The sequence below is a fragment of the Microcoleus sp. Pol7_B2 genome, from assembly GCF_036701035.1.
Lineage (GTDB): Bacteria > Cyanobacteriota > Cyanobacteriia > Cyanobacteriales > Microcoleaceae > Microcoleus.
The window spans coordinates 21,021-48,017 of sequence record NZ_JAUBQB010000025.1 but is presented as its reverse complement, the minus strand read 5'-3'; the positions used below and the strand labels follow the sequence as shown (position 1 = coordinate 48,017).

19 protein-coding genes and 2 pseudogenes are annotated in these 26,997 nt (G+C 44.3%); 10 read left to right on the top strand and 11 right to left on the bottom strand.

Translation table 11 applies throughout. The features are described 5' to 3' along the window. Position 1 precedes the first annotated feature (1 nt). The 3 genes from QUA57_RS12315 to QUA57_RS12305 all read left to right on the top strand — a co-directional run bounded on the left by QUA57_RS12315 (position 2) and on the right by QUA57_RS12305 (position 2,631). Positions 2-1,738 carry a sulfatase-like hydrolase/transferase gene (locus QUA57_RS12315; RefSeq protein ID WP_333061045.1) on the top strand — a complete coding sequence of 579 codons (1,737 nt, stop codon included), beginning with the start codon at positions 2-4 and terminating at the stop codon, positions 1,736-1,738. 269 nt (positions 1,739-2,007) lie between these two features. Beyond that, positions 2,008-2,310, top strand: coding sequence for a hypothetical protein (locus QUA57_RS12310; protein ID WP_333061044.1), 303 nt, complete (start codon positions 2,008-2,010; stop codon positions 2,308-2,310). A gap of 123 nt (positions 2,311-2,433) precedes the next feature. After that, complete coding sequence (locus QUA57_RS12305; RefSeq protein ID WP_333061093.1) at positions 2,434-2,631, top strand: hypothetical protein; 198 nt, start codon at positions 2,434-2,436, stop codon at positions 2,629-2,631. On the opposite strand, the pseudogene QUA57_RS12300 reads toward QUA57_RS12305, so the two are convergent. From QUA57_RS12300 to QUA57_RS12295, 3 genes and pseudogenes are all read right to left on the bottom strand, one after another. Continuing rightward, positions 2,597-2,795, bottom strand: a pseudogene (locus QUA57_RS12300) (hypothetical protein); the annotation flags it as partial. The gene QUA57_RS12305 and the pseudogene QUA57_RS12300 sit on opposite strands and share 35 nt — an antisense overlap. Positions 2,796-2,871: 76 nt before the next feature. Beyond that, the gene (locus QUA57_RS28690) at positions 2,872-3,045 is read right to left on the bottom strand and encodes a transposase family protein (protein ID WP_445304472.1); all 174 of its coding nucleotides are present in this window, start codon (positions 3,043-3,045) and stop codon (positions 2,872-2,874) included. A gap of 207 nt (positions 3,046-3,252) precedes the next feature. Beyond that, complete coding sequence (locus QUA57_RS12295; RefSeq protein ID WP_333061043.1) at positions 3,253-5,049, bottom strand: metallophosphoesterase family protein; 1,797 nt, start codon at positions 5,047-5,049, stop codon at positions 3,253-3,255. A 295-nt stretch (positions 5,050-5,344) separates the two neighbouring features. Between QUA57_RS12295 and QUA57_RS12290 the strand changes: the two genes are divergently transcribed. Together QUA57_RS12290 and QUA57_RS12285 are read left to right on the top strand one after the other, a co-directional pair. Beyond that, positions 5,345-6,322, top strand: a complete 978-nt coding sequence (locus tag QUA57_RS12290; protein WP_333061041.1) for an acetamidase/formamidase family protein — start codon at positions 5,345-5,347, stop codon at positions 6,320-6,322. Positions 6,323-6,478: 156 nt separating this feature from the next. Beyond that, positions 6,479-6,763: a hypothetical protein gene (locus QUA57_RS12285; RefSeq protein WP_333061039.1), complete on the top strand. Its 285-nt coding sequence runs from the start codon at positions 6,479-6,481 to the stop codon at positions 6,761-6,763. Between the two features lie 253 nt (positions 6,764-7,016). Here QUA57_RS12285 and galT read toward each other — a convergent pair whose 3' ends face one another. From galT to QUA57_RS12270, 3 genes are all read right to left on the bottom strand, one after another. Beyond that, entirely contained in the window at positions 7,017-8,039 is a 1,023-nt protein-coding gene (galT, locus tag QUA57_RS12280) for a galactose-1-phosphate uridylyltransferase (protein WP_333061038.1), read from the bottom strand. A 246-nt stretch (positions 8,040-8,285) separates the two neighbouring features. Next, on the bottom strand, positions 8,286-11,612 hold the full coding sequence (locus tag QUA57_RS12275) for a WD40 domain-containing protein (RefSeq protein ID WP_333061036.1): 3,327 nt from the start codon (positions 11,610-11,612) through the stop codon (positions 8,286-8,288). A gap of 21 nt (positions 11,613-11,633) precedes the next feature. Further along, the gene (locus tag QUA57_RS12270; RefSeq protein ID WP_333061034.1) at positions 11,634-12,956 is read right to left on the bottom strand and encodes an AAA-like domain-containing protein; all 1,323 of its coding nucleotides are present in this window, start codon (positions 12,954-12,956) and stop codon (positions 11,634-11,636) included. Positions 12,957-13,251: 295 nt separating this feature from the next. On the opposite strand from QUA57_RS12270, the gene QUA57_RS12265 reads away from it, so the two are divergent. Then, positions 13,252-13,464 (top strand): hypothetical protein, encoded by a 213-nt coding sequence (locus QUA57_RS12265; RefSeq protein ID WP_333061032.1) that lies wholly within the window; start codon positions 13,252-13,254, stop codon positions 13,462-13,464. 21 nt (positions 13,465-13,485) lie between these two features. On the opposite strand, the gene QUA57_RS12260 is transcribed toward QUA57_RS12265, so the two are convergent. Further along, the gene (locus QUA57_RS12260) at positions 13,486-14,151 is read right to left on the bottom strand and encodes a restriction endonuclease subunit R (RefSeq protein ID WP_333061031.1); all 666 of its coding nucleotides are present in this window, start codon (positions 14,149-14,151) and stop codon (positions 13,486-13,488) included. Positions 14,152-14,432: 281 nt separating this feature from the next. Here QUA57_RS12260 and acs point away from each other — a divergent pair, with 281 nt between their 5' ends. Then, positions 14,433-16,403 (top strand): acetate--CoA ligase, encoded by a 1,971-nt coding sequence (gene acs, locus QUA57_RS12255; protein ID WP_333061029.1) that lies wholly within the window; start codon positions 14,433-14,435, stop codon positions 16,401-16,403. Between the two features lie 94 nt (positions 16,404-16,497). On the opposite strand, the gene QUA57_RS12250 is transcribed toward acs, so the two are convergent. Then, positions 16,498-16,785, bottom strand: coding sequence for a hypothetical protein (locus QUA57_RS12250; protein ID WP_333061027.1), 288 nt, complete (start codon positions 16,783-16,785; stop codon positions 16,498-16,500). Positions 16,786-16,828: 43 nt separating this feature from the next. On the opposite strand from QUA57_RS12250, the gene QUA57_RS12245 reads away from it, so the two are divergent. Continuing rightward, the gene (locus QUA57_RS12245) at positions 16,829-17,407 is read left to right on the top strand and encodes an ACP phosphodiesterase (protein WP_333061026.1); all 579 of its coding nucleotides are present in this window, start codon (positions 16,829-16,831) and stop codon (positions 17,405-17,407) included. A gap of 96 nt (positions 17,408-17,503) precedes the next feature. Further along, entirely contained in the window at positions 17,504-18,394 is an 891-nt protein-coding gene (locus QUA57_RS12240) for a thermonuclease family protein (protein ID WP_333061025.1), read from the top strand. A gap of 872 nt (positions 18,395-19,266) precedes the next feature. On the opposite strand, the gene QUA57_RS12235 is transcribed toward QUA57_RS12240, so the two are convergent. Beyond that, positions 19,267-21,186, bottom strand: a complete 1,920-nt coding sequence (locus tag QUA57_RS12235; RefSeq protein ID WP_333061024.1) for an iron uptake porin — start codon at positions 21,184-21,186, stop codon at positions 19,267-19,269. Positions 21,187-21,977: 791 nt separating this feature from the next. On the opposite strand from QUA57_RS12235, the gene QUA57_RS12230 reads away from it, so the two are divergent. Continuing rightward, on the top strand, positions 21,978-22,766 hold the full coding sequence (locus tag QUA57_RS12230) for a class II glutamine amidotransferase (protein ID WP_333061022.1): 789 nt from the start codon (positions 21,978-21,980) through the stop codon (positions 22,764-22,766). Between the two features lie 44 nt (positions 22,767-22,810). Here QUA57_RS12230 and QUA57_RS28685 read toward each other — a convergent pair. After that, positions 22,811-22,912: pseudogene (locus QUA57_RS28685) on the bottom strand (WG repeat-containing protein); the annotation flags it as partial. A gap of 365 nt (positions 22,913-23,277) precedes the next feature. Then, positions 23,278-26,895 (bottom strand): urea carboxylase, encoded by a 3,618-nt coding sequence (gene uca, locus QUA57_RS12225; protein ID WP_333061021.1) that lies wholly within the window; start codon positions 26,893-26,895, stop codon positions 23,278-23,280. Between the last annotated feature and the right edge of the window lie 102 nt (positions 26,896-26,997).

Sequence of the window (26,997 nt, the reverse complement as noted above, 5' to 3'; positions counted from 1 at the left end):
GATGAAAAGACGAACATTTCTATCAGCAACAGGTTTGACAGGAGCTGCGCTACTTGGATCTCAGCTTCTGAATAAATCCGACACTCCGGCAATTGCACAAACATCGGGATATAAAAAGCCCAATATCCTTGTGATTGTCGTAGACCAACTACGCACTCCCCAATGGTTTCCAGCACAAGCCACTCTCGACAAATATCTACCCGCGATCGCGAAATTGCGAAAGAGTTCAGTCAACTTCACGCGGTACTATACAGCAGCAACAGCCTGCACGGCGGCTCGCGGCACATTGGTGACAGGTTTATACTCCCAGCAAACATTTGTGATGGATACGCATTTGAATGAGGGTGGTGAGAGTAGTAGCATACTCTTTCCAGCGCCAGCGCCAAGTCTTAATCCTGGCTTTCCTACCTGGGGAAAACTGTTGCGAGACAACTTTGGTTACAGTACGTGGTGGTTCGGTAAATGGCATTTATCCACCGGAAATTCCCTGGAACCCTACGGATTTAGTGGAGGAACTTATCCTTCCCCCAATGGTAATCCCGGAGAAGGTTTAGAAGTAGACCCTTATATTGTCAAAGGCGGTACGCCTCCTCAAGGGATTCAAGCCACCGCACAGTTCGCCGAGTGGCTCAATTCCAACAAGGCCAAAAATACTCCTTGGTGTACGACCATCAGCTTAATCAACCCCCATGACATTTCTTGGTACCCCCAAGGGACGAAGGACATACCCGCAGAAAGCAACCCGCCAAGTGTCTTCAAAGATAGAATTCCCAACTTTGAAAACCCCATCGGCTTAGCGAAAAAGCCCCGCTTGCAAGAAGCATTCCGCCGAGCAGGAAACTTAGGGGCTGGCTACTTACCGCCAAAATTCGGAGAACCCTGGCTGAAACTGTTGGATTCATACCTACTATTCCAACAATTTGTGGACGCTGAAATCGGGAAAGCACTTGATATGTTAGAAAAATCCCCATTTGCCCAAAATACGATCGTCGTGTTTACCTCAGACCACGGCGAGTATGGCGGTTCTCACGGGTTGCGCGGTAAAAGTGCTGGTGTTTATGAAGAATCAATTAACGTTCCTCTTTACATCAAAGACCCAACTAAACAGTGGGTTTCCACCCCAGGAACAGAACGGACACAACTTTGCTCTAGCGTAGATGTTGTTCCCTTGTTACTTACCCTCGCTAGTGGAGATAATAGATGGCGTACCCAAGGGGCATTTTCACATTTAAAGACGCGCTTGGATATTGCCCAAATCCTGCGCCAACCAAATGCGTCAGGTCGCCCTTACATTCTTCATACGACAGATGAACTGATCTTAGATTTGTTGGGCGCTTTGCTACTCGCCGGCGATGCTCCAAATCATGTGATTGGATATCGCACAGACAAAGCGAAACTAGGAGCTTATAACTTCTGGCGTTCTGGCACCATCGATATTCAAACCAAAGGTATGGAAGCAGAACTTTACAACTACAGTACAGCTAGAGGAAAGCAGGAATTAGATAACGTCAGGAACTCTGAAGTTAGATTGTACTCTCAACTGGTGAGCCATCTCTTTAACGACGCTATTCCCAATGAATTGCGTAAACCTCTACCTACACCCGAACTGCAAGCCGTGCAACAACAAGCCTTAAAAGACTATTTGTCCTTCGCAGACCAGACAACTCGGACAAAAAGCAGGCTGGATAAAACAGATGAACAACTCCTGGCGTTAAATGCTGCAATTGCTAATTTGTAGCTTCGCGCCACCTAGAGCGAAAATTTTTGGGAAACCTGAAATCGGCGGTGCGGTATAAAAACCCCATGCCTGATTCCGAAGCCACTGTTAAAACCCATCAATTTTCGCTTTAAGCGCTGATGGAATTGTTAGGAATAATACCTAGTCAGTTCTAGAATAAGCACTCCGGAAAAGTTAATAAGGCTGACTTAGCAATTCCTAATTTAAGCCATGTGAAGTCTGGTTAGACTTCACCTTTTTTTTGATGAAGCAGGGAAGGAGGAAGACTAATGGATAAGATAACTCTTGTATCCAGCCTAATTATGTTTGGTACAGCGGGATTAATTGCGTGCGTTGTCTATTATGGACTTTGTTGGTGGCGACGAATGCGTTGTTTGGAACAACAACTGCTAACACAGCAACAGTTAATAGAGCTGCTTGAGGCAGAAATTCACAATGGTGCCTTACAAAGGCTGGCGTTCTTGATCAGAGAGCTTCAGATTCATGAGTTGTCCCAACAAGAGTTACTCCAGCATTTACGCTCTGTTTATCAAGATGTTCAGGCTGCTCTTTCTGCTGACAAATCCCACTAATTTAAGATGCCTTTAACAGCCATTCTCTGTTGAATTGCGTAGATTGGCTCATAGACATTCGGTGTAAGGATTCAGGTCAGAGGGTATTGACAAGTGTGACATTCTCGGCGGAATATTACAATTATGCAAAAAAACCTCCCTCTTGAACTAGACCGTGAAATCCTGATACAGTTGGCTCCGGAACAACTGGTGGAAATCATTGTCTTTCAGGCGAGCGTCACAATTAAACTAAACTCCATAATTTTAGAGCTAGAACAAGAAATAGGAAAACTCAAGGCGAGTAGAGGGAAAATGTTGAAATATCAACCTCAAATCCTGTAGGGTTTATTCGTTTAAACAAATCGCGCTTGACGAGTTAAGCTATTATCCAGGACATAAGCTAACCCACACTCGACAAAAAGGCTGCTATTCAAAACTGGATAATCATTTTTTGCTAGCCCTTTGAGGATATATTTGACAATCTTGGAAAAGTGATTGACAATCATTATTAATAGATAGTTTTTCATCTTTAGCCCAATTTTAACAGATTTTGGGCAATTTTTATTACTTATTTATTCACTTTCAACACTTCTGGGTGGCTCGATGATTTGTGGTAAAATCAACCAAGGGCTTATAGCCCCAATATCCCGTACAACTGCCTAATAAAGTTATTGTTAGTATCAGCCATAAAGGATGTCTGATTCCTCTCGGTTGTCGATGGTCGGGAACAGATTTAATTGCTTCAATTAAATTCATTGTTGATGCACTCCATGACTTGATAGTCTTACAAGTTCCAAATACCCGATCGCCTCTTCTATAATACATTGCTCCTGCGACAATTAATCCACCCTGCTTCTTAAGGGGGATTCAGGGGGAGCGAGACTTGGATATAAACGAGAGAAATAGAGGGTTTTAGTCTTAAGCTGAGACCTTTGAACACTGCCCTGTCCCTACTAAATTAATTTACGAATTTTTCAACTTAAACTCATCAAACTTCACCACTTCCGAATCGGGTTCCCGCGTATCAAAATAGTAGCTGCTAACCGTACCCTCCCCCGTATCAAAAATAGTAAAAGCCGTAATATCGTTGCTATCAATATACGGCAGCGGCCGCCCGTCTTCTCCCAACAAAGGCGCAACAGTCGGCACCACAGGTTCTAATCCGTTCGGGTCTCCAATAGCGCTGTAATCTTCCCGATATGCCGGCGGCACAAATCGGCGCTTTTCCCCCGCAAAAGCACCGTAACTGTTGCCAACATTAGAAGTCTCCAAAAAGTGCATTCCGCTGGAATTTACAAACCGATTCCACAAGTGCGAATGTCCGTAAAATACCAACTGCACCCCGGCTGTTTCTAGTAGCGGCACTACATCCCGAATCAGATAATCTTGCTGTTTCGGATACTCGTAACGCACCATTTTAATCTCGCCATTCTCAGCGCGATCGACTATTTGCACTGGCTCGGTATAAGCAGGTACAATATTGTCACCCAGAGAATGTGGCGGGTAGTGAAACATCACAATTTTATATTTTGCCTGCTGGAATTCCGCACTCTTTAACTCTTGTTGCAGCCAATTATATTGAGCGCTGCCCTTGACAATCGGCTCAAAAATATGCTGTCCGTAGCCCCATTTTTCGGGATTATTAAAATCTTCGTCCCGTTCGCGATACCTGCCTCTCGCACCCGGCTCTAAATTCGGAGTCCGCCAGATATTCGCAACGTATAAAGTCACTAATCGCACGTCCCCAAAAGTCACAGCATAGTAATTTTTGCCTCCCGGTAAATTGAAAATCTCGTCATAGGTATCGCTATTAAAACTATTGTTTTTCAGCCCTATTTCCCGCACAGAAGGGTCATTATTGGGATTCAAAGATGCAGCACGTTGAGCGTATATTTTCTCAGCAGCGGCGCGGGGAAAAGGATCGTGAAACTGCTCGTAGAGTGTGCTGCTATTTGAATACCTACCCATGATTTCGTGATTGCCAATGGCGGGAAATAAAGGCGCGTGTTGGATCAGTTCGCCGCCGCTGTAAACGGTTTTGATGCCGTTTTTGTCGAGTTCGGAAAATGCCCGACCTTGCAGCGCGGGAAAGAAGGCGCGGCCTTGGTAGTCGTCAAACCATTCAGAAGCGCGATCGGGTATATTAATTAAATCCCCTGCCATAAAAACCGCGTCAACTCTCCCAATTGTTTCGGTTACTTTCTGGAGATTTGCTGCTGTCATAGGCATCAATTGATGGTCGGAAGTGAGGAGAATTTTGAGCGCAATTCCTGCTGCTGGTGTCGGAGAAAGAGTGAATATTTTGCTGCTGACAGATGCGCCATCTTTCCTTTCGCTGGTGACTCGATAAGGAATGCGAACACCGGGCCTTAAGTTGGGGACTTCTGCTTCGTGGCGCCAGATGTCGCGGACAATTGGATTGCTGGCAATTATGCTTTGTTTGATTTCATCGGAAATGTGAGAGTCTTTGTCTTCGCGAGTGCGGCTTAGCTTGGTAGTATTTGCAGCCGCAATTAAACTCAAATTTTCGCCGTAAGCAACCGTGTTGCGAGTACCGGCAAACTCGGTAAACCAGACAACTCGCACCGAGTTTGCTGTTGGGAGTTGCAGAAACGGATCGGTTAAAAGCTGAGGTTGGTTGAGGTAAGATTGCATAATGAAACCTAGCAATAGGACAATCAGAAAGAGGACGGCAAAAAACCAGGGATTGCGGGGTAAATCTCTAGAATTTTCTAATTTATCTGGCAATGGCGTCAACATAATTAATTAGCCATAAGTCATTAGTAAGCAGAAAAAACAGCAATCGATTTTCGATTCTCGACTCGAAATTTTAAACTACCAAGGTTATCAAAAAGTTAAGAAATTAGTAGAATATCTCAGATATAATAAACCTCAACCCTTTTTTGATATCTTCTTATCTCTCCACTTTCTTTCTCTGCGCTCTCTGCGCCCTCTGCGGTTCATTAAAAAAAATCTTTATCAAAAATGCTTGAGACTTGCTATATAACATTCTTAACACCCTTCCTTCAATCTAAAATCTAAAATCTAAAATCCCATGACTCGCCACCTTCTCAAGGCTAACTGCAACACCGTACACTTGGGCGGTTTCTCTCCAAATATCGAACCTGCTTTAATCGTCGATTCGGGCGATCGCATCGACATCGAAACCTATTCAGGATATTATGTTGCTGACAAGGCCCCGCCCGAATTTCTGACGCCGGAATTTTTAGATATTTGTCAGAATTTGCCTCCCCACCGCAAAGTTGGCCCCGGGCCCCACTTGCTGACAGGCCCGATTTATGTTAACAATGCCGAACCGGGAGACGTTTTAGAAATTCACATTGAAGAGGTTTACCCAAGTTTGCCAGTCGGATTTAATGCAATTCGTGCCGGATGGGGAGCATTACCTGAATATTTTTCCGAACCTAAATTGCGGTTTATTCCGCTAGATTTACAGCAAAAAACTGCGGAATTTCCCCCAGGTAGCCGCCTTGGGATTCCCCTGCGTCCTTTTTTTGGAATTATCGGCGTCGCCAATGCCGAAATCAACCGTTCTTCTATTCCTCCAGAGCGCTACGGCGGCAATATGGACAATCAGGAACTGCAAGCAGGAACGCGGTTATTTTTACCTGTTTTTCTGCGCGGCTGTTTACTGTCCATCGGCGACGGACATTCGGCACAAGGAGACGGTGAAGTTGACGGTACTGCTATAGAAACTTCGATGAACGGGACTATTCAAATCATCTTACGCAAGGATTTTATTTTGATGTTTCCGTTTGCTGAAACGCCCACTCATATTGTAATTATGGGATTTGGTAGAACATTAGATGAAGCGTTTGAGATGGCGGTCAAACAGACGGTTTATTGGTTGCAAAAGTTTGCAGGTTTCAAAGAAGAAGAGGCTTATGTTTTGTGCTCAATCGCGGTAAATTTTCGGATTACGCAGGCTGTCAACAATCCTCAAAAAGGAGTTCACGGAATGATTCCCAAGTGTATTCTGCTCAATGTGAACATTATTGACCACCGAGTTTGAGGTAAAATGATAACACGCGATCGCCAAAAAAATTAGGATCGCGATCGCACAAACGACACAAATTTGTCACTGCTGTGGTCGATCGGGATCGCCATCCTGTTGACAATTAAGCTTAAAATAGGATAAGTTACCAGTTCTACCTAAATCGAACTCAACATGAAAAACCAGACTGACGATGTTGCCAAAAAAGATTTAGTCGATCGAGCTTTTGGGAGTGCAGAAATACCAGATCCGACAGCGTGGGTACACGAACATTATTTTCTGGCTAATTTCGCCCATACTCTGGCCCACATCCAAGAACATATGTCTGAAGACAGTTGCGAAATCGGCGAGAATGGTGATTCGGGCGAGGGGATATTATCGATCGATGCCAAAATTAGAGATATGTTGAGAGCTACTTTTAGCGACGACGGCTGGCAGTATGTCGAAAGTTTATTGTGAGTTTGGTACAGTGCCTAAGTATTTGTACCTTCATAAGTTGAGCTCGTAAATGATACCACTTTCACAAAAGAATGCAACTGTAGCCGGGTGATCTAAACCCTTAGATCGTTCGTTATCCCCAATTTTTTAATCTCAAATATCAAATCTCAAATAATATCACTTTCCTCCCCCAACACAGACTCGCAATTCAGACTGCCTGCGTGCATTTCCACCCCAATTTGAAGTAAATTTGACTATTGTGATGTAGGATACTTTAGATGGGGGGGAAATTACTGTCGCTAGGAATTTCGATCGATCGCAAAAACGCCGCACTTTCTTCGGGCAAAGCAGTATTGATAAACATCCCGCTGCCCAACTCAAACCCAGCTTGCTTGGTGACTCTGGGAATAATTGCGATATACCAGTGAAAGTATTTTGTTGCCCGTTGGGCGATCGGCACCGATCGAATATTATAGTTGTAATCGGGATTGTTCAATCCGTAATAAAACTTAGCCAGTACAGTTCTCAAAGTATAAGCAAGATCCGTAAGTTCCGCATCAGTAATTTCATCAAACGAAGAGGAATGGCGGCGCGGAAAAATCCAAGTGTGAAACGGTGAAAGTGCAGCGTAAGGGATAAAAGCTACAAAATGTTCACTCTCACAAATCACTCTTTCCTTCGCCGCTAATTCATCTTCCAAAGTCCGGCAAAACAGACATTCTCCCGTGTCATCAAAATATCTAATAGCTTCGTCGATGCGGCTGCGAAATTGGCTGGGTACAACCGGCGTCGCGGCTATCTGCGAGTGGGGGTGTTCGAGAGAAGTTCCAGCAGTTTCCCCGTGATTTTTGAAGATAATAATTGTTTCAATGTGGGGATTTTTTCTAATTTCTACATAGCGCTGGCGGTATACTAAAAGTATGTTTGCAACTTCTTCAACACTCAACAAAGCTGTCGTCAAATCGTGCCGCGGGTGTTCGACAATTACCTCGTGAACGCCAATTCCCGCCATCGTGCGGTGAATGCCCGATGATATCCTCATCCATTCTGCTGTCGGGGAGAGGGCGGGATATTTGTTATAAATTGCCCTGACTTTCCAGTCAGCGCGATCGCCCAAACGGCAAGTTTCTAAGGTTCCGTCTTCCTCATTTCCCACACAAAACGGGCAATCGGCGCGGTGCGGTGGCACTGCTGCTGTCCACTTTTTTTTGTTGGCGAATTGATCCGGTCTTGTCGCCCGTTCGGTGGCGATGATTACCCAATCTCTGGTAATTAGATTTTGTCTAAGTTCAGACATTTTCTTACCTTCAGTTTCCGGGTCAAATTGTCTCTTATTTTAGATACATGATTTGTGATTTGTCATCGCCTTTTTGTAAAATCTTAATAAATCTTGACTTTTAAATTTCCGGCTTGTAGTCTGCTAGATACCCGCATTATTCAATAATTCGGGTGTCTAAAGTGGGTAAAGCTAATAGCATTTTGAACAAGTGAAAAAGAATCGTAAAATCTTTGCTAAATTCAAATCATCCGCGCGGATCGGCGGTTAAATTTTCTCACCAAGCCATTTCCTCCCCCTCGCCAACAACTCGTCCAAACTTTCGATCGGCCAAAAGCGCACCTTTCCATCCTGCGAACCAGTTATTAAAAACTTCCCGTCCCGACTAAAACAAATACTATAAATCGGAATTTTAAACTCCACAAAATCAGCCTCACCTTTGAGCAAATTGCCCTTATAGCCACTAAAGTCAGCCAGTAAATTCCCCTGCAAGTCCCACAATTTGGCAGTGCCGTCTTGTGATGCAGTGGCGATCCCATCCCCTGTGGGGCTAAAACTGACACTTGTTACCGGGTTATTATGTCCGGTGAATGTTACCAAGCAGTTGCCCTGCAAGTCCCACAATTTCGCGGTGTTGTCAATTGAGGCAGTAGCGATCGCATATCCTGTGGGGCTAAAACTGACACTCCATACCGAGTCATTATGTCCGGTGAATGTTACCAAGCAGTTGCCCTGCAAGTCCCACAATTTGGCAGTTTTGTCAGATGAGGCAGTAGCGATCGCATATCCTGTGGGGCTAAAACTGACACTTCTTACCGGGTTATTATGTCCGGTGAATGTTACCAAGCAGTTGCCCTGCAAGTCCCACAATTTGGTAGTTTTGTCAGATGAGGCAGTAGCGATCCTATCTCCTGTGGGGCTAAAACAGACACTTCTTACCGAATAATTATGTCCGGTGAATGTTACCAAGCAGTTGCCCTGCAAGTCCCACAATTTCGCGGTGTTGTCATCTGAGGCAGTAGCGATCGCATCTCTTGTCGGGCTAAAACTGACACTTGTTACCGAATAATTATGTCCGGTGAATGTTACCAAGCAGTTACCTTGCAAGTCCCACAATTTCGCGGTGTTGTCATATGAGGCAGTAGCGATCGCATCTCTTATCGGGCTAAAACTGACACTTGTTACCGAATAATTATGTCCGGTGAATGTTACCACACAGTTACCCTGCAAGTCCCACAATTTGGCAGTTTTGTCATATGAGGCAGTAGCGATCGCATCTCTTGTCGGGCTAAAACCGACACTCCATACCAAGTTATTATGTCCGGTGAATGTTACCAAGCAATTGCCCTGCAAGTCCCACAATTTGGCGGTGCCGTCATCTGAGGCAGTAGCGATCGCATCCCCTGTGGGGCTAAAACTGACACTTCTTACGCAGTTATTATGTCCGGTGAATGTTACCAAGCAGTTACCCTGCAAGTCCCACAATTTTGCAGTTTTGTCATATGAGGCAGTAGCGATCCTATCTCCTGTGGGGCTAAAACTGACACTTGTTACCGGGTCATTATGTCCGGTGAATGTTACCAAGCAGTTACCCTGCAAGTCCCACAATTTCGCAGTTTTGTCATATGAGGCAGTAGTGATCGCATCTCTTGTCGGGCTAAAACTGGCACTTGTTACCAGGTTATTATGTCCGGTGAATGTTACCAAGCAGTTACCCTGCAAGTCCCACAATTTGGCTGTGCCGTCCATTGAGGCAGTAGCGATCGCATCCCCTGTGGGACTAAAACTGACACTCCATACCCAGTTATTATGTCCGGTGAATGTTACCAAGCAGTTGCCTTGCAAGTCCCACAATTTCGCGGTGTTGTCCATTGAGGCAGTAGCGATCGCATCCCCTGTGGGGCTAAAACTGACACTTCTTACCGAGTTATTATGTCGGGTGAATGTTACCAAGCAGTTACCCTGCAAGTCCCACAATTTCGCGGTGTTGTTATCTGAGCCAGTAGCGATCGCATCCCCTGTCGGGCTAAAACTGACACTTGTTACCAAAGAATTATGTCCGACAAACTGGTACTCTTCGCGGATTTTAGCAAGAATATTCTGCAAAACTAACAGAGGATTGGTAACGGGATATTCGGAAAGCGGCGGATTATCTGGTATCCACTTCTTTAAATCTTCTCCTGCTTTGATAGCTATCCGCAAGGCTTCTATTTGCTTTCCATCCGATTGAAAAAGCTTTAAGGCATTGCGTCCAGCTTCTTCAATTTTTAAAACTTCCCTGAATTGTTTACGGAATTCTCTTAATGATTTATTATTTTTTTTCAGTTCTTGACGTTCATCAGCTTGACTGGCATCTAAAAAATCATTATCCTCATCGCTCAAACGTTTCCCCACTTTCCACCGCAACGCATCATCCAACGCTTGGCCGCGCAACATTCGGGAAGTATCTTGACGATTTGAGGCAATCCAAGCGGCGAAGTTTTCCTGGTAGGGGCGGAGTTTCGCTAATTCTTGCTGTACCCACTCGAAGTTAAAAATTTCGGCATATATCTCGTTATAAACTTGTAGATATCCGTTGCGTTTGACGACCAATCCTGAGAGTTGTAACCTTCTTTGATCGAGACTATTATCAGCACAGATTTTCTTCTCCACATCCGTCAGTATTTGCTGATAAATACCGAGCAGTAGCGCCGTGCGGTCTTGATAGTCAAGCAGCAAGCGATCTCTAATTGTCTTTAAATGTTCTTGTTCGTCATTCGCTTCCCAATTCTTAATGACGTACTTTTTCACTAAACGTTTCACATCAGAAGCCCCACGGGCCGATTGATAGACCATCATTCGGCACAGTCTTTGCATCAAAAAAGGTTGCCCCTTTGTCCAATTAAAAACCTCAGCTAATATTTTCTCTGATATTTTCTCCGAGCGCTCTAGCATTAAGCCAGGGATTAAAGCAGGTCGAGCTTCATCAAAAGTAAACCCTGTTAAATCAATAGCTTTGCCAATATTAAAAGGTGTTCGGTCTTTATCGCGAATCAAATCTGCTGGCGTCGCAACTCCCAACAGACAAAAGGCAAGGCGCTTATATTCAGAATTAATTGCTCTTTTGTTATAAGAAGCCCGAATTAAAAGAAAAAAGTCATCTTTCCAGCTCAGCTTTAAAATCGAATCAATTTCATCAATAAAAATAACAATATTTTGCGAAATCTCTGTTAGTAAAATATCTTCAATGAACTGACTCAATCGTTGAGATGGCGACAGCAATTGTCGTTGCTGCCACCAACTGTCAGCATCCACCTTTCTGGAGAGTGCGCCACCCCGAACTAACTCAGAAATAATCCCAAAATACCAGCAGTCTGAAGTCTCCCTACCGATATCTGTTAAATCTATCGCAATACATTTAAAGCCTGCTTTTTCGCGCAAGCGTTTCATCGTTTTTACTAGCAAGCTAGATTTGCCCATTTGTCGGGAGTTCAAAACATAACAAAATTCTCCGGCTATCAAACTGTCATAAAGTTCGCTGTCGGCCTGACGCTTAACATAGGTAGGATGTTCGTACTCTAAAGAGCCACCAACTTGATATTGATAAACCGCCATAATATGGTTTTACTCCAGACTCTAATCTCGAAATTTTTCTGCAAAATAATCCCGATATAACCGACAGCTAGGAGTTATACCATGCTGATTTTGCTTGACTAAACCCGTACTCAATAACTTAAATTCTAGCATCCGTTCTAATTTGACCGCACTGTCTGCACAAACAACTTGTTTAAGAGCAGCTTTGAGTTCAGAATAATTTTGCACATTCGCCCAGTGACTCTGCAAATGCTTGCCGTAAATTCCCACATTTGTAGCTGCATTTTGCAAAACTTCTGCTAAAGATAGATTGGAATCCTTCAAATGATAAAGCGCCTTGCGTACCAGATAAGGATAACCGCCAATCATTGCCATCAATGTCGCCACTTCATCAGTTCCCCAAGATAATTGATGGCGGCGGGCTAAATCTAGAATATTTTGCTGGCTAAATTCTGTCAACTCTACTTCAAACCCGACATTAAATGGTGATTGATTATAAGGTAATTCCACGTACACATTTGTAGAATAAAGCAGCACCATTCGCAAGTTTTCCCATATTTCCGTTTTCCGAGTTTCTTCAAACCAGCTTCGTAACATACTAAAAAAATCTTCTGAAATTTCCTTATAAGCAAAAATACAGTCTATTTCTTCTAAAGCTAATACTAAAGGACTATCTATAGCTTCTAAAACTTCATATTGAAAGTATTTTTTGCAATTCACAAGAATGCCTCCACCCGCCTGCAAATATTTATCGATATTAGATTCTAGTTTTAGCTCTCGGCTGATATTCAAGCCAAACCATTTAATAAATTTATTTATATCACTAAAAATTTCTTTTTCAGCCTCTCTAAAATCTAAACGCACTAACTGATAATTATTGCTTTTTGCGCGTTCCATAATGCGAATCAACAAAGAACTTTTCCCCATCAAGTTGGGAGCTTTAATGCGAATCATTGACCCCCTCTCTAAAACCTGTTTATAACAGTCAGATTCCATTCTAGAACGCTCTATATAAAACTCAGAATTTAATCGCACTGGCCCTTCTGGCAATTCTAATGCTTTTGGAGCAGGGGTTCTTTCCCCGAATTCCTTTAATAACTCTGGGCAAACTAAGTCAGGTTTATATGTGACAAATAATAGAATCAACTCTTCACGTTGCGTATATCCTCCACCCGGCTCATTTGTGATATTAAATGACTGGCAAATATTTGAAATATGATCGCTGACACACGACCTCGTTACTTTTGGGGTGAGAGAGTTAGCGATTTGTTGGTCTGGCTTATCTTGCAAGAACTCCCTTAGCACTAGACGCTGTTTTTTTGTAAGCTTGTCTGTATAGATAGCCTCAAACTCCTGTTTTGTCATCTTCTCCCTTCCACCTCAGCCTCAAACCTGCCTAATTTCTCTTAAATTAGCATAACTTAGAGCTTTAGGATAGCTGTTCATTCAATCCCTAGTTAATTTTCACAAATTTCTAAGCCAAAAATGATTTGTGAGTTTTTTCTCACAAACTCTTTCACAAATCATTCAATCGCAACTCACAATCTCTTCAAATTTTTACTTAACAACTAATTTGGGAGGCTAAATTGACGATCGCCCGCGAACACAAAAAATCCAGATATCGTAGGAAATGTACATAGATAGATAGAGATTAAAAAAAATGAAACCAGAAAAACCTAATAATAGACGGAACTTTTTGAAGAAGCTGTCTAAGTCAGATATCAAATGGTTGTTAGAGAAATTTTTTCTACCCATCCTCCTAGTGACGATTCCTTTAACACCAACTGCGATCGAACTTTTGCGGACTGAACAACCGCCAACTCCTGTACAAAAGATTCCACCGATCGAGCACAGGACTCCACCCTCACCATAACATCGAATGCGATCGCCCTTTTTAAGCCAACTGCAACTGCAACTGCACCTTGCAAATCGCTTTCAACACTTGCCCCAACAAGAGCGATCGCTCTCGGTCAATCAAATTCAATTCCGGTAAAATCTGATAAGTACAAGGATTTCCCCGCGTCACCCGCAAAAACCGATAACTTTCGCCATTCGTCGTCAATCCCCAAACAGACGATTGCTGCTGCAAACTTTTATAAGTATAAGTCAGGAGTTGCGGCAAACCAGCCAAAGGTGCGATCGCACTATTTTTCGCCTCCACTACCAAAATCCAAAACTGTGCCGCCGCGAGCTCTGCATCCGGCTGATTTACGGCTAAAACATCCAACCGCCCTTTAATTAAAGTATCCCCCTCCTCAACCTCGATCGGGATGCTATCTTCCATTGTCAGCACGAGCGAAATATCAAAAAATCCTGCTAATCTCATTAACGGTGAAAGCACTAAAAACTTAACCAGTTTTGTAGAAACTTTCCCTGCTTCTAGATGACGCCAAAAGTGATTACCGATTAGCAATAATTCCTGCTGTTCAAAATCCGTCAGAGGTTCCAGAGAGAAAAAATCAGTAAAAAAGCCTCCTGTTTGTCTTTCCAATTTGAAAATGCGGCGAACGTCGTTTAGAGAAAGTTGGCTTGCTTCTAAATTTTGCGTCATAGCTTTCATTTAATTAAATTTTACTAACTACCTAATTATAGCTGATATAATTTCCAAAAAAGTACAAACTCAGAAAGTGTAGCACAATAATTACTAATAATAATTAAGCATTAAATAGGCTAAAAAATCCTCTCCATCTGCGTTAATCGGCATTCCTCGGCGAGCAAAAAAAGAACAACCTCTCAACCTATTACAAAATTTCCCAAAGTCTTAAGGAAAATAAACATACTTCGGTCCCAACTTATGCAAACAATAGTTACAAAGACTAACCGAAATTAAAGTTAAGAACGATGTCACAAGATACCATCGAATCAATTCTGCAAGAAAAACGGCTATTTCAGCCGCCCGCTGAATTCTCCGAAAAAGCTCACATCAAAAGCCTAGAAGAGTACCAAGCCCTCTACGACAAAGCGAAAGCTGACCCCCAAGCATTCTGGGCAGAACTCGCGGCCCAAGAATTGCACTGGTTCCAAAACTGGGATACCGTACTCGACTGGCAGCCGCCTTTTGCTAAATGGTTTGTCAACGGTAAAATTAATATTTCTTACAATTGTCTCGATCGCCACTTAACCACTTGGCGCAAAAATAAAGCCGCCCTGATTTGGGAAGGCGAACCCGGAGACTCGCGCACCCTCACCTACGCGCAACTCCACCGCGAAGTCTGCCAAATGGCGAACGTCATCAAAGAATTGGGAGTCCAAAAGGGCGATCGCGTCGGCATTTATATGCCCATGATTCCCGAAGCTGCGATCGCCATGCTAGCCTGCGCCAGAATCGGTGCCGTACACAGTGTTGTTTTTGGGGGATTTAGTGCAGAAGCTTTGCGCGATCGACTCAACGACGGCCAAGCAAAACTCGTCATCACCGCCGACGGTGGCTTCCGCAAAGATACCGCCGTCGGCCTCAAAACACAAGTAGACAAAGCACTAGCAAATAATGCCGTACCCAGCGTTACCAACGTTCTGGTAGTTCAGCGCACCAAGCAGCAAATTGACATGGAACCGGGGCGCGATCTTTGGTGGCACGACTTGCAAAAAGACGCATCCGCTGACTGCCCCGCCGAACCGATGGACAGCGAAGATATGCTCTTCGTACTCTACACCAGCGGCAGTACCGGCAAACCGAAAGGAGTTGTCCACACCACAGGTGGCTACAACCTTTACACCCACATGACAACCAAGTGGATCTTCGACCTCAAAGATACCGATGTCTACTGGTGCACCGCAGACGTAGGCTGGATTACAGGCCACAGTTACATAGTCTACGGCCCGCTTTCCAACGGCGCGACCACAATCATGTACGAAGGTGCGCCCCGCGCGTCCAACCCAGGCTGTTTTTGGGATGTGATCGAAAAATACGGCGTCACCGTTTTCTACACTGCACCCACTGCGATCAGAACATTCATGAAAATGGGCGAACACTTGCCCAACGCGCGCAATTTGTCCTCTTTACGATTGTTAGGAACCGTCGGCGAACCGATCAATCCGGAAGCTTGGATGTGGTATCAACGAGTAATTGGCAACTCGAATTGTCCGATCGTCGATACTTGGTGGCAAACAGAAACCGGGGGAATTATGATTACCGCTTTGCCCGGTGCAATTCCTACAAAACCCGGTTCTGCCACCCTACCGTTCCCCGGAATTGTGGTCGATGTTGTTGACCAAGCTGGCGAACCAGTAACTAACGAAAGCGGCGGTTATTTAGTGGTGAAACATCCTTGGCCGGGAATGATGCGTACACTTTACAACGATCCCGATCGCTTCCGCCGCACTTATTGGGAATATTTGCACCCGAAAGATGGCGAATTCGTGTACTTTGCAGGGGACGGCGCGCACAAGGACAAAGACGGTTATTTCTGGGTAATGGGCCGCGTTGACGATGTAATTAATGTGGCCGGACACCGACTCGGCACGATGGAAGTCGAGTCAGCTTTGGTATCGCATCCAGCGGTGGCAGAAGCTGCGGTTGTTGGTAAACCGGACGAGATTAAAGGTGAGGACATTGTGGCTTTTGTCACGCTGGACAACTCGCAGCAACCTAGCGATGAATTAGCTAAGGAATTGAAACAGCACGTTGTTAAGGAAATTGGGGCGATCGCCCGTCCCGGCGAAATTCGATTTACCGATGCTTTGCCGAAAACGCGAAGCGGCAAAATTATGCGGCGTTTGCTGCGTTCTTTAGCTGCGGGAGAAGAGGTTTCTGGAGATACTTCGACCTTGGAAGACCGGACGGTTTTGGATAAGTTGCGCGGCGGTTCGTAGAGGTATTTTGTAAACGCAGATGTAGGCAGATAAACGCAGATAAATTTAATAATTATCTGCATTTATCTGCAGTTTGAAATAATTGTTGAGTAGCTTATTTGCCGCGCCACAGATGAACGGCATCGGCGTTAATTTCAGACCTTACCTGTAGCCAATCCTCCCGCAAGTAGTCATCATCAACTGCTTGCTTGCGCTGTTCGTCTTTGAGAATTGCCAAGACGTGAACTCCAGACGGATAGTTGACATGACGAATTTCTGGGTCATATCCCAACTCTGGAATTTTTGCCAAAATGCGATCGACAGCAGCGAGAACAGTAAGAGCGGCTGCAAGAATAATTTGACCGAGTTTAGCACCCAGTTTTACACATTCCAGAACAGCCATTACTCTTTCTCCTTATGCTATCTTAGATATTTTTACTGTAGCAATGAATTATTTGGCTCATCTATTCTTATCAGAAGGCACGCCAGAATCCCTGATTGGCAACCTCTTAGGAGATTTTGTCAAAGGAACGGCACTCAACCTTTATTCCGAGGAAATTAGAAAGGGCATCGATTTGCACCGCAAAGTAGATAGCTACACGGACTCTCACCCGATAGTGCGATCGAGCAAAAGCCTTGTTTCTTCCCACAGACGAAGGTTTGCTGGAGTTTTGATAGACGTGTTTTACGACCACTTCTTAGCTAAAAATTGGCTGGAATATTCAGAAATTCCGCTCCGGGATTTTTCTCAGGATGTCTATAAAATCCTGCAAGACAACCGCGATATATTACCTGACTCTCTCCAGCGGGTGCTGCCCACAATAATTGCCCGCGACTTGCTTTCATCTTATCAGGAAATTGCCGAAATCGGCATTACTCTTACAAGAATGTCTGCGCGACTCAAACGGACAAATAACTTGGCAAGCGGCATAGAAGATTTGACAGCTAACTATCAGCGATTAGAATCAGATTTTCGAGATTTTTTCCCCGACTTGATAAAATACGCCACACTTGACAAATATTAATACAAACAACAAAAACTCCAGTTGCTAGTGATAACGAACTCGTGTATAATCCAAGCGATAACTGCATGAAATCTCAAATGCAACAGGGTTCAAAATATGGCAACCATAATTCCGAACCTGCAAATAACTAAAGTAGTTGATGGCGACAGCATCAAAATTTTTCTCAACGGAAAAACCGAGTCTCTGCGCCTGATTTGCGTCGATACAGAAGAAAGTCATTCGGGAGGCTCCAAACCTATAACTGCGGCGGGCAAAGCAGCTTCGGAAATGGCTAAAAAATACTTCGCCACAGCAGATGGCGGACTTGCTACAGTTGACATAGAATTTGATACAGATGACCCAATAGAAATTGCGGTGGAAAAACACCGCGATAACTACGGGCGTCTCCTCTGTTACGTGCATAAAGAGGGAGAAAATTATAATCTGAAACTGATTGCAGAAGGCTGGAGTCCCTACTTCGTCAAATACGGGCGATCGAGATTGTATCACCGCCAAATGACTGAGGCAGAATCGGCAGCAAAAGCTTACAATCTGATGATTTGGAATCCGATTATAAATGCCAAAATCCCCTCTCGCAACTATGCTAATTTACTGCCTTGGTGGTCGATGCGAGCCTCAATTGTTGAAGAGTTTCGGTTGTCGGAAGCAACAGGAGGAGCGCTTTCTTTGAGGTTGCACTACCCAAAAATATTAGCGGCTTCTGAGAGAGCTAAATCTATTACTATTTTCTGCGATTTGCAGGCGGGAATTACTAAATGGATCGGCGGGAGCGCTCTAATTTATGCTGGTTCAGTGTATCATAAATTAGATTTGTGGATACCAGATGCTGAAACTGATGAAAGAGCTCCCTTGAAGCGGCTAATCGAGAAGCGTTATGCGGGTCTGGGACGGGGATATGTGTATGTCAGCGGGAAGGTAGAACAGTACAAAGGGAAGCCTCAAATAGTTTTGAAGGATATCAAACAACTTTCAGACTTTCCCCGATAATATTTTAACTATAGTTAATTTTATCAATCCTTTTTGCTACATATATTTTTTTTAGGAAGTAAGAGCGCGCAAATAGAGGGCATTGCTAAAAAACGATCGCCCTCTATTCAGCCATGATATTCTATTTATCAAGAGATGCAGGAACATTTATTGCTGCATTGAAGGAGTAGTGAAAAATCTGCATCCTAAAGGATTTGTGCGTGCAGATTGATTTTGAGGAGTTGTTATAGGAGGACTAGAGTTAGGAGATGTGCTATTCAATTCTGAGACTGTAAAAGATTTAGAAATGTTAGAATTTTTCCCGAGAGGGCTGGCAGAAGTGTTATCAAGATTTGGTGACTCGGTAATTGTAATGTCCTGTGTTGCATTTACATTTGCCTGCGATTTGACAGTGGTTTGTGCCTGACACGGATAGGCAGTCATAGCAGAAATTACAGCAAAGCTCAGAAACCCAATGTAGCCCGTTGATTTAATCATATTTATCTAAACCTAAACTTAAAGAACTATTAGTAATGCTCCTAATAATAGATTAAGTTAGAAAAACTTATGTTTCAAGCGTATTTTTGCGTATTTTTTAAAACTTACTAATTAAGTATTTGTATGTAGGAAAAAAAGATAAAAAGGGGGAAATTACTACTAAATGTAAAGTTGCCGTAAAGATAGCGGGTTTTTACTGAGAAAAAATTTTAGGAAATCCCGCTGGAGTTTTAATCACTGTCTGCTGATGGAAGAACACCTTTCTCGCTTAACAGGAAGAATGCCTGTTCCACAAAATAAAATTTTCTTGTGAGCCGTTCCTCGGGGCCGAGTTCAGCAAAATTTTTTGCAGTTCGCGATCGCTCTACTAAACCCGGCCCCACGGGATTAAACCCTTAAAAGGAGAATGAAGTTCTCAACACACCAACTGAGATCGGGTCGCTATCGGGAGTGTGACCGGGTTGAAAAATCAAGATAACTCCAGGGGTGACGCTGATATTATCATTCACCTGCCAACGGTAGAATACCTCTACATGAGTAGTCGTTCCGGGTTGCCCGCCCGATCGCCCTAAACCCGTATCTAAAAAATCAGGAACGTTATTGCCTGTAGGTAAATTGCTGCTGACAATTTTAGGCGGTTGCCCGATATAAATTCCTCCTAAATTTCCGGTTTTAAACAAATCGGGGAAATTTACAAAAACCATATAATTTGTAGTGGCTACCGTACCAGATTTACCAAGAATGCGAGAATTAGTATAACCAGCCCAACCTCCCAGAGAAATTCGCGATGAAATGCGCCAATTTAAACTTGCTCCCACTGCATTTGTTTGAAGAGAAGCGGACTTATTTGTGTTAGAATTAATAGCTGTCAATTGGCTATCCCCCGCCAAACTAATCAGATTACCGTCCGGCGAATAATCGTTAACATAATAGACAGTAATATCAACTGGATCTGCTGGTGTAAGAGTTAGTTGTACACCCAATGTATTGTGTCCTTTAGACCCGTTAGAACTGACCAAAAATCCGGAAATGTTAGTAGAATAAACTGCTTGCAAACTGGCTCTATTCGCAAATTGCCAGTCAATGCCGATGCCGCCTAAACCCAAACCAGTGTTCAAAATTGGGTTTCTTTGGGCGAAGGCAGAAAGGGGACCAGAAGCTGCACTTTCTGCCCGATTCGGCCCTCGAAAAGCGGTAATCATGTTAACTCCTGCTGTTCCTGCAAACACTGCCAATTTGTCGCCGACAAGAAAGCGGTAGTTGAGGTCGCTAACAGTTAATCCAGAAGTTTCGGCTAAATTATAAGCAAGGTTTACATCTTCGGTTAATTGTGGTGAAGTGGTTCCGTTCTGGTTGTAAAAACCGATTAATAAGTTACTACGAGGACTAAATTGAGTGGTTAAGTAGAATTGATTTAGATTAATGATGTTGACATTTGTACCGGGGTCTTTGGTATCTCTTTTGCCGTCTCTGGGAACCCGATCTGCACGGTTGGGAGTGCGTCCTTGTATTCCCAAAACGGTGAAGCCTGATAGCTTAGTTGTTGTTGAAAATTGATTGGCTTCTAGTTCGGTAGCTCGCGCTTCTAGCACATCCACTCTGCCTCGCATTGTGGCAATTTCGGCGGCAAATTCTTCTTGCAATTTTTGTAGTTTTATTAAGTCGTCTCGCTTAGCTAGACTTTCAGTTGATTTGGCGATGGACTCGCGGATTGTATCTAAACAAGCATTGACTCCGGCTGCAAATTCATAGCGCGTTATAGCGCGGTTTCCGCGATAGGTTCCGTCGGGGTATCCAGCTATGCAGCCGTATCTTTCTACTAAGGATTGCAGTGCTTGAAATGCCCAGTCTGTAGGCTGTACGTCGCTGAGTTGGGAAACTGATGTAACTTGTTCTAGTGAGTTGTCACCAGGGTAAACTAATGGGGGATTTTCTAATTTATTTTCTTCAACTAATGCGGGTATTGGGGCGGGCTGCGTTTCGCTGGCTTCGGATACGTGAGTTTCTATGTCACTCGCGATAGGTACGGGTGGCTCCGATGTGGGGTTTATCGGTGAAGTTTCCTCTACATTGTCAGCTTTTTCGACTAATTTGCGATCGGGATTACGATCGAAATTATCCGCTAGATTATTGGTCGGTGCGGGTAATTGATACCATTCATTAACTGGATATTCCGAATTTGCACTATTTGCTGTTGTTTCAGGATCAGTCGTTTCTGCTAAGGCTGGAATGCTGAATAATGCCTGCAATCCGAATCCTAGTATTAAGCTGCTAAGGATTTTCCAAATTGGTCGATCGCACTTATGATTTTTCATGTTAGTTATACTTTGTGAGCAAAAAGCCAAAAAAGTGAGAAAAAGGGTGATTTCCTACGGAGTAGCTACGCTTGACGCACTATTCGAGATGAAGGGCGATCGTAAATTGCATTCCTTCTCCCAAAACCGACGAACAAGTCAAAGTGCCGTCCTCGGTTTCTTCCCCTATGTGACGCCTGATTGACTATCCGGTTCCCGTTTTTTTTAACAGATTTTGTAATGAATGAAGAGTCAAAAATATGTGATATTTTTACCTCATATCTTCCTCTGCTATTGTCTTTGAGTTTAATCAAAACCTATCGATCTCAACCCCAAAAAGTAGTAACACTAATAATTGAGACTGGCCTATAATCGATAAAAATTTATTTTTGTGGTTTTTGTGATCACTTAATTATTTTAACAACTATAAAACTATATATACAGATAACTTAGTGTTCTTTGAAAGCTTGAGTAAATTAATATTTTTTGATTTTTGGAATTTGCGGACGGTTATTATTTCCCTTCACACAAGGTCACAAAACAATAAAAATTATATCATTTTTTCCATGACGCTAATACTTTAGCCTCGCTGTATGCACGTAAAAAGTTCGGAGCGAGTGAGCGTGTAACATCGTTCCGACAGATACACAATCGATTGTTTTAGCTTGCCAACTTTTTAACTTCAGTATTATTAAGGTTGGTTAAGCCCAATATTAAGTGTATTTAACCCGTTAATACTATAATATTATCACCGCAAATCTGTAGCTGCCAATAGCTGCGCGATCGATCCACACTCCAGAGACTTAAAAGCTATGTGCCAATTACTGGGAATGAACTGCAATGTTCCGACAGATATTTGCTTTTCTTTTGAGGGTTTTTCTGCAAGGGGGGGCAAAACGGACGTTCATCAAGACGGTTGGGGAATTGCTTTCTTTGAAGGTTTGGGATGTCGCCTTTTTATAGACTCTAAACCTGCGATTGCTTCTCCGGTTGCAGAAGTAGTGCGTCGCTATCCCATTCATTCAACTAACGTCATTGCTCACATCCGCAAAGCTACGCAAGGCGCAATTGCTCTGGAAAACTGCCACCCTTTTATTCGGGAACTTTGGGGACGTTATTGGGTATTTGCTCACAACGGAAATCTCGAAAACTTTTATCCAGAATGTGTCGGAGTTTACAAACCTGTTGGCAAAACAGACAGCGAAAAAGCATTCTGTTTGATATTAGAAAAGTTGCGCTCTAGTTTTCCTCAAAGTAAGCCTGCTTTAGCGGAAATTTACCCGGTACTGGAGGAAATTACTAAAAGTTTGGCACAACACGGAATTTTTAATTATTTACTTTCCGATGGAGAACACTTATTCACCCACTGTTCTACTAATCTACATTATATTGTGCGACAAGCGCCTTTTGCTAGCGCTCACTCGATCGACGAAGATGTAACTGTCGATTTTCGGGAGTTGACCAACGAGGACGATCGCGTGGCTGTTATTGCAACTTTTCCGCTGACAGATAACGAAGTTTGGACGCAAATTCAGCCGGGAGAATTACTGGTATTTCAGGATGGTTGGCCGGTCAATTCTGGGCTGCTGGAGTTAAGTTAACGGGACTTAAACAAATTTAAAGCCTAAACAGAGCATCGAAACTGCTAAATGACTAGCTTTCCAGTTTGATTGATAAAGCCAGATTTGCCATCGCGCTTGACAGCGGCTAAGCCTTCTGAAAAACTGGCAGCAGCCGAAAATTGGGGGGCGCTTTTCCACTAGCCTGCTTGATTAATGTATCCCCACCCTTTTGGAGGGGTAACTGCTGCTAAACCTTGATTAAATGAGCGGGAATTACACAATTAGAGGATGATTCTTGTGGCGTGTCCCGCCTTCAGTGAAAAGACATCTTGCACCATTGTCAATAAGCTTTTTATGAACAGGCAAGATGCCTGTTCCACAATAAAATTTATCTCTTGTGGAACAGGCATCTTGCCTGTTCTTGACAATGGTGCAACATCTCAGGTGAAAAGACATTAGCCTGACTAGGATATCCCATCCCACAAAACAATCAAAATCATCCCGCAATTATGCAACAGCTTCTACTGTCCCCGAAGTGACAAAAGAGGGATTAATTCGGTTGAACAGCCGCTAAAATTTGTCCGGCTGTCACCGTTTGCCCCTTTTCACAAAACAACTCGGCAACAGTGCCCGCCACATCAGCAGTAATAGCAATTTCCATTTTCATCGCTTCCAAAATTAACAGGCGATCGCCCTCTGCAACCGCATCTCCAACATTAACCAGCACCTGCCAAACATTGGCCGAAACGTGAGCGACAACTGCCTCACAACCGATCGGCAAAGTAATCTCCGCCGCCGTTTCAGAACCCACATCCGCCGAGGATTCTGCTGCCACTTCAGCTTCAAATTCCCCGGATGCAGCCCAGCGATCTCGCTCTGCATTAAATGCGGCTTGCTGCTGCGCTTTAAACTCAGCCGCACTGTTAGCAATAGAATGCAAAAACTCATTGTATTCTCTCAAATTAAAAGTGATTTCCTCAACCTTTAATTTAAACTTCCCTTCGATAAATGCTTCCCGACAGCGGTGCAATTCCTCATGGGAAACCGGATAAAATCGGATTTGGTCAAAAAAGCGCAAAAGCCAAGGTTTACCAGACTGGAAATCCGCCGTTTGTTTGAACCGATTCCACATTTGCACCGTGCGGCCGACAAATTGATAACCTCCGGGCCCTTCCATCCCGTAAACGCACAAATACGCGCCGCCAATACCAACTGCATTTTCAGGAGTCCAAGTGCGGGCGGGATTGTATTTAGTAGTAACCAAACGGTGGCGCGGATCGAGGGGAGTTGCGACGGGCGCGCCTAAATAAACGTCTCCCAAACCCATCACTAAATAGCTAGCATTAAATACAATTTCTCTGACTTGTTCGATGCTGTCAAGCCCGTTTATGCGGCGAATAAACTCAATATTGCTGGGACACCAAGGTGCATCCGATCGCACAGACTGCATATATTTTTCAATGGCCAACAGCGTCGATTCATCTTCCCAAGATAAAGGCAAGTGCACAATTCGCGCCGGCACTTCCAAATCCTCGATCGCCGGAAGTTCCGCCTCAGCCGCAATCAGCGCCTGCATTAGCTGCTGTTGCGAAATCTGGCGGCTGTCAAAATGAATTTGGAGCGATCGCATTCCCGGCACTAATTCGATAACACCAGGCAACGGATTTGCTTTCAACTGTTCCATCAATGCGTGCGCCCGAAAACGCAAATTTAAATCCAGCACCAACGGGCCGTATTCAACTAGAATATATTTATCCCCAGCTTGACGGTAAGTAACAGCAACCTGTCCCGGAGATTCGAGAATTTCGTGCAAAATTGGAGAAGCGGAAACTGCGGGCAATTCCTCCGCATTTTCCCCAAAAACAGGCAAACAAAAAGTAGCAATTTGCTTATCTTGTGCTAATTCCCGCTGCAAAGCTTCAGCAAAACTCAAACAGTGAAAGCGAATGCTGTCCCCCGGTTTCAGTTGCCCGATTTTCCACAATTCCGACTGCACAATAGTAGCAGGACAGACAAAACCTCCCAAACTCGGGCCGTCAAGACCGAGAATGACAGGCATATCGCCCGTAAAATCGATCGTGCCGATCGCGTAAGCATTATCGTGAATGTTAGACGGGTGCAAACCCGCTTCCCCGCCGTCTTGACGCGCCCAGGTGGGCTTCGGGCCGATCAGCCGAATGCCCGTCCGGGTCGAGTTGTAATGCACCTGCCATTCTGTGGAGAAAAACATTTCGATGTCTGACTCAGTAAAGAAATCCGGCGCGCCGTGAGGCCCGTACAAAACGCCGATTTCCCAATTATTGCTGTAGGTGGGAATTAGTTCCGGAGGCAAAGATAATTCCGCTTCCATAGTTGCAGTTTGAAGCAGTTTAAGCACATCTCCCGGACGCAGCGTGCGGCCCGCGTGTCCGCCAAATTTGCCCAGTACAAAAGTTGATTTGCTGCCCAAATAATCGGGGACATTAAAGCCGTGCTTTACGGCTAAATAAGTGCGGTAGCCGCCGCCTTGAATGCCTTTTAACTTAAGAATGCTGCCAGCTTTGACGGGAACAGCCGTCCAAAACGGCACCGGTTCGCCGTTTAGCGTTCCCTTCATAATTGCCCCAGTCAAACTAATAACTGTATCGGCATTAAAGCGCAGAGTTGGGCCTGTCGCTGTGAATTCCAATCCTGCTGTCGATTCGGGATTTCCTACTAAACGATTTGCCGATCGAAATGCCAGATGATCCATCGGCCCAGAAGGCGGCACGCCAACATCCCAATAGCCAATCCGCCCCGGATAATCTTGAATGCTGCTGTAGGTTCCCCCATCCAATACATCGATCGTTAAAGGTGCGTATTCAAAAGAGTTTAAAAAGCGCGTGCTCAGTTCGCCCCGGCTGAATCGGGAATCGTCCAAAATCTGGCGGAGGTAATCTAAATTAGTTTCAATTCCCGCTATTTCACTGGCATCTAAAGCAGCTTTTAGTTTTACGATCGCCTGGGTTCGATTATCCCCGCAAACGATTACTTTGGCTAGCAGCGGATCGTAAAAAGGAGTAACCTCCGTTCCGGTTTCTATCCAACTGTCGCAGCGGACGTTTTCGGGAAACGCAACTTGATTCAGCAACCCGGAACTCGGCTGAAAATTCTTGCCGGCATCTTCCGCATAAATTCGCACCTCAATTGAGTGTCCTTGCGACCGATAGCGGTATTCTTCCAGGGAAAACAAATCTCCCGAAGCCTGTTTTACCATCCACTCAACGAGGTCGATGTTGTTGACAGCTTCAGTAACGCCGTGTTCAACTTGCAAACGCGTGTTGACTTCCAAAAAATAAAACTGTTTCGCATCGACATCAAATACAAATTCAACAGTACCGGCTGACTGGTAATTTACCGCTTTTCCCAACCGCACTGCTGCACCGTACAACTGATTTCGCTGTTCGTCGCTAATAGCAGGGGCGGGGGTTTCTTCAATTACTTTTTGATTGCGCCGCTGCACCGAACAATCTCGCTCGCCCAAGGCTATGACATTGCCTTTGCCATCTCCAAAAATTTGGACTTCAATGTGTCTGGCTGTTTGAATATATTTTTCTAAAAAAACGCCGCTTTGTTTAAAATTGCTTTGACTCAAACGCTGTACTTTTTCAAATGCTTCTGCCAAATCTCGATCGCCAAAACAAGCCTGCAAACCGATGCCGCCGCCGCCTGCGGTACTTTTGAGCATCACCGGATAGCCGATCGCCCCAGCCGCTTTTTGGGCATCCTCCAAACTTGCTAAAAGTTCGCTTCCGGGAGTTAGCGGCACTTGATTTGCAGCGGCTATTTCCCGCGCGGTGTGCTTCAATCCAAAGCAGCGCAACTGACTCGGAGTCGGGCCGATAAATGCAATATTTTCGCTTGCACAAGCTTCGGCAAATTCAGCATTTTCGCTCAAAAAGCCGTAACCCGGATGAATAGCTTGAGCTTTTGTTTGGCGCGCCACTTCGAGAATGCGATCGAACCGCAAATAACTCTCGGCTGCGGCGGCTGCACCGATACAAACGGCTTCGCTGGCGGCGAAAACGTGCTTGGCGCGGGCGTCGGCTTCAGAATATACTGCTACTGAAGCAATTCCGAGGCGATCGAGCGTGCGGATAATTCGGCAGGCAATTTCACCGCGATTTGCAATCAAAACTTTGTTAAACATTTAGGTAATTGCTAATTGATAATTGATAATTGATAATTGCTAATGGGCAATCGATTCTTCAGTCCTCTTTAGAGGACTTTCGCTATTAGCCAGGGGTTTAAA

What these genes read in the sequence shown, in the direction of transcription:
- QUA57_RS12260 (WP_333061031.1), bottom strand. Translation starts at nt 14,151, where the DNA reads ATGAAAGCTATGACGCAAAATTTAGAAGCAAGCCAACTTTCTCTAAAC.
- QUA57_RS12315 (WP_333061045.1), top strand. Translation starts at nt 2, where the DNA reads ATGAAAAGACGAACATTTCTATCAGCAACAGGTTTGACAGGAGCTGCG.
- galT (WP_333061038.1), bottom strand. Translation starts at nt 8,039, where the DNA reads ATGTCTGAACTTAGACAAAATCTAATTACCAGAGATTGGGTAATCATC.
- QUA57_RS12270 (WP_333061034.1), bottom strand. Translation starts at nt 12,956, where the DNA reads ATGACAAAACAGGAGTTTGAGGCTATCTATACAGACAAGCTTACAAAA.
- QUA57_RS12285 (WP_333061039.1), top strand. Translation starts at nt 6,479, where the DNA reads ATGAAAAACCAGACTGACGATGTTGCCAAAAAAGATTTAGTCGATCGA.
- QUA57_RS12230 (WP_333061022.1), top strand. Translation starts at nt 21,978, where the DNA reads ATGTGCCAATTACTGGGAATGAACTGCAATGTTCCGACAGATATTTGC.
- QUA57_RS12290 (WP_333061041.1), top strand. Translation starts at nt 5,345, where the DNA reads ATGACTCGCCACCTTCTCAAGGCTAACTGCAACACCGTACACTTGGGC.
- QUA57_RS12295 (WP_333061043.1), bottom strand. Translation starts at nt 5,049, where the DNA reads ATGTTGACGCCATTGCCAGATAAATTAGAAAATTCTAGAGATTTACCC.
- QUA57_RS12265 (WP_333061032.1), top strand. Translation starts at nt 13,252, where the DNA reads ATGAAACCAGAAAAACCTAATAATAGACGGAACTTTTTGAAGAAGCTG.
- QUA57_RS12250 (WP_333061027.1), bottom strand. Translation starts at nt 16,785, where the DNA reads ATGGCTGTTCTGGAATGTGTAAAACTGGGTGCTAAACTCGGTCAAATT.
- uca (WP_333061021.1), bottom strand. Translation starts at nt 26,895, where the DNA reads ATGTTTAACAAAGTTTTGATTGCAAATCGCGGTGAAATTGCCTGCCGA.
- QUA57_RS12240 (WP_333061025.1), top strand. Translation starts at nt 17,504, where the DNA reads ATGGCAACCATAATTCCGAACCTGCAAATAACTAAAGTAGTTGATGGC.
- QUA57_RS28690 (WP_445304472.1), bottom strand. Translation starts at nt 3,045, where the DNA reads ATGAATTTAATTGAAGCAATTAAATCTGTTCCCGACCATCGACAACCG.
- QUA57_RS12310 (WP_333061044.1), top strand. Translation starts at nt 2,008, where the DNA reads ATGGATAAGATAACTCTTGTATCCAGCCTAATTATGTTTGGTACAGCG.
- QUA57_RS12305 (WP_333061093.1), top strand. Translation starts at nt 2,434, where the DNA reads ATGCAAAAAAACCTCCCTCTTGAACTAGACCGTGAAATCCTGATACAG.
- QUA57_RS12275 (WP_333061036.1), bottom strand. Translation starts at nt 11,612, where the DNA reads ATGGCGGTTTATCAATATCAAGTTGGTGGCTCTTTAGAGTACGAACAT.
- acs (WP_333061029.1), top strand. Translation starts at nt 14,433, where the DNA reads ATGTCACAAGATACCATCGAATCAATTCTGCAAGAAAAACGGCTATTT.
- QUA57_RS12235 (WP_333061024.1), bottom strand. Translation starts at nt 21,186, where the DNA reads ATGAAAAATCATAAGTGCGATCGACCAATTTGGAAAATCCTTAGCAGC.
- QUA57_RS12245 (WP_333061026.1), top strand. Translation starts at nt 16,829, where the DNA reads ATGAATTATTTGGCTCATCTATTCTTATCAGAAGGCACGCCAGAATCC.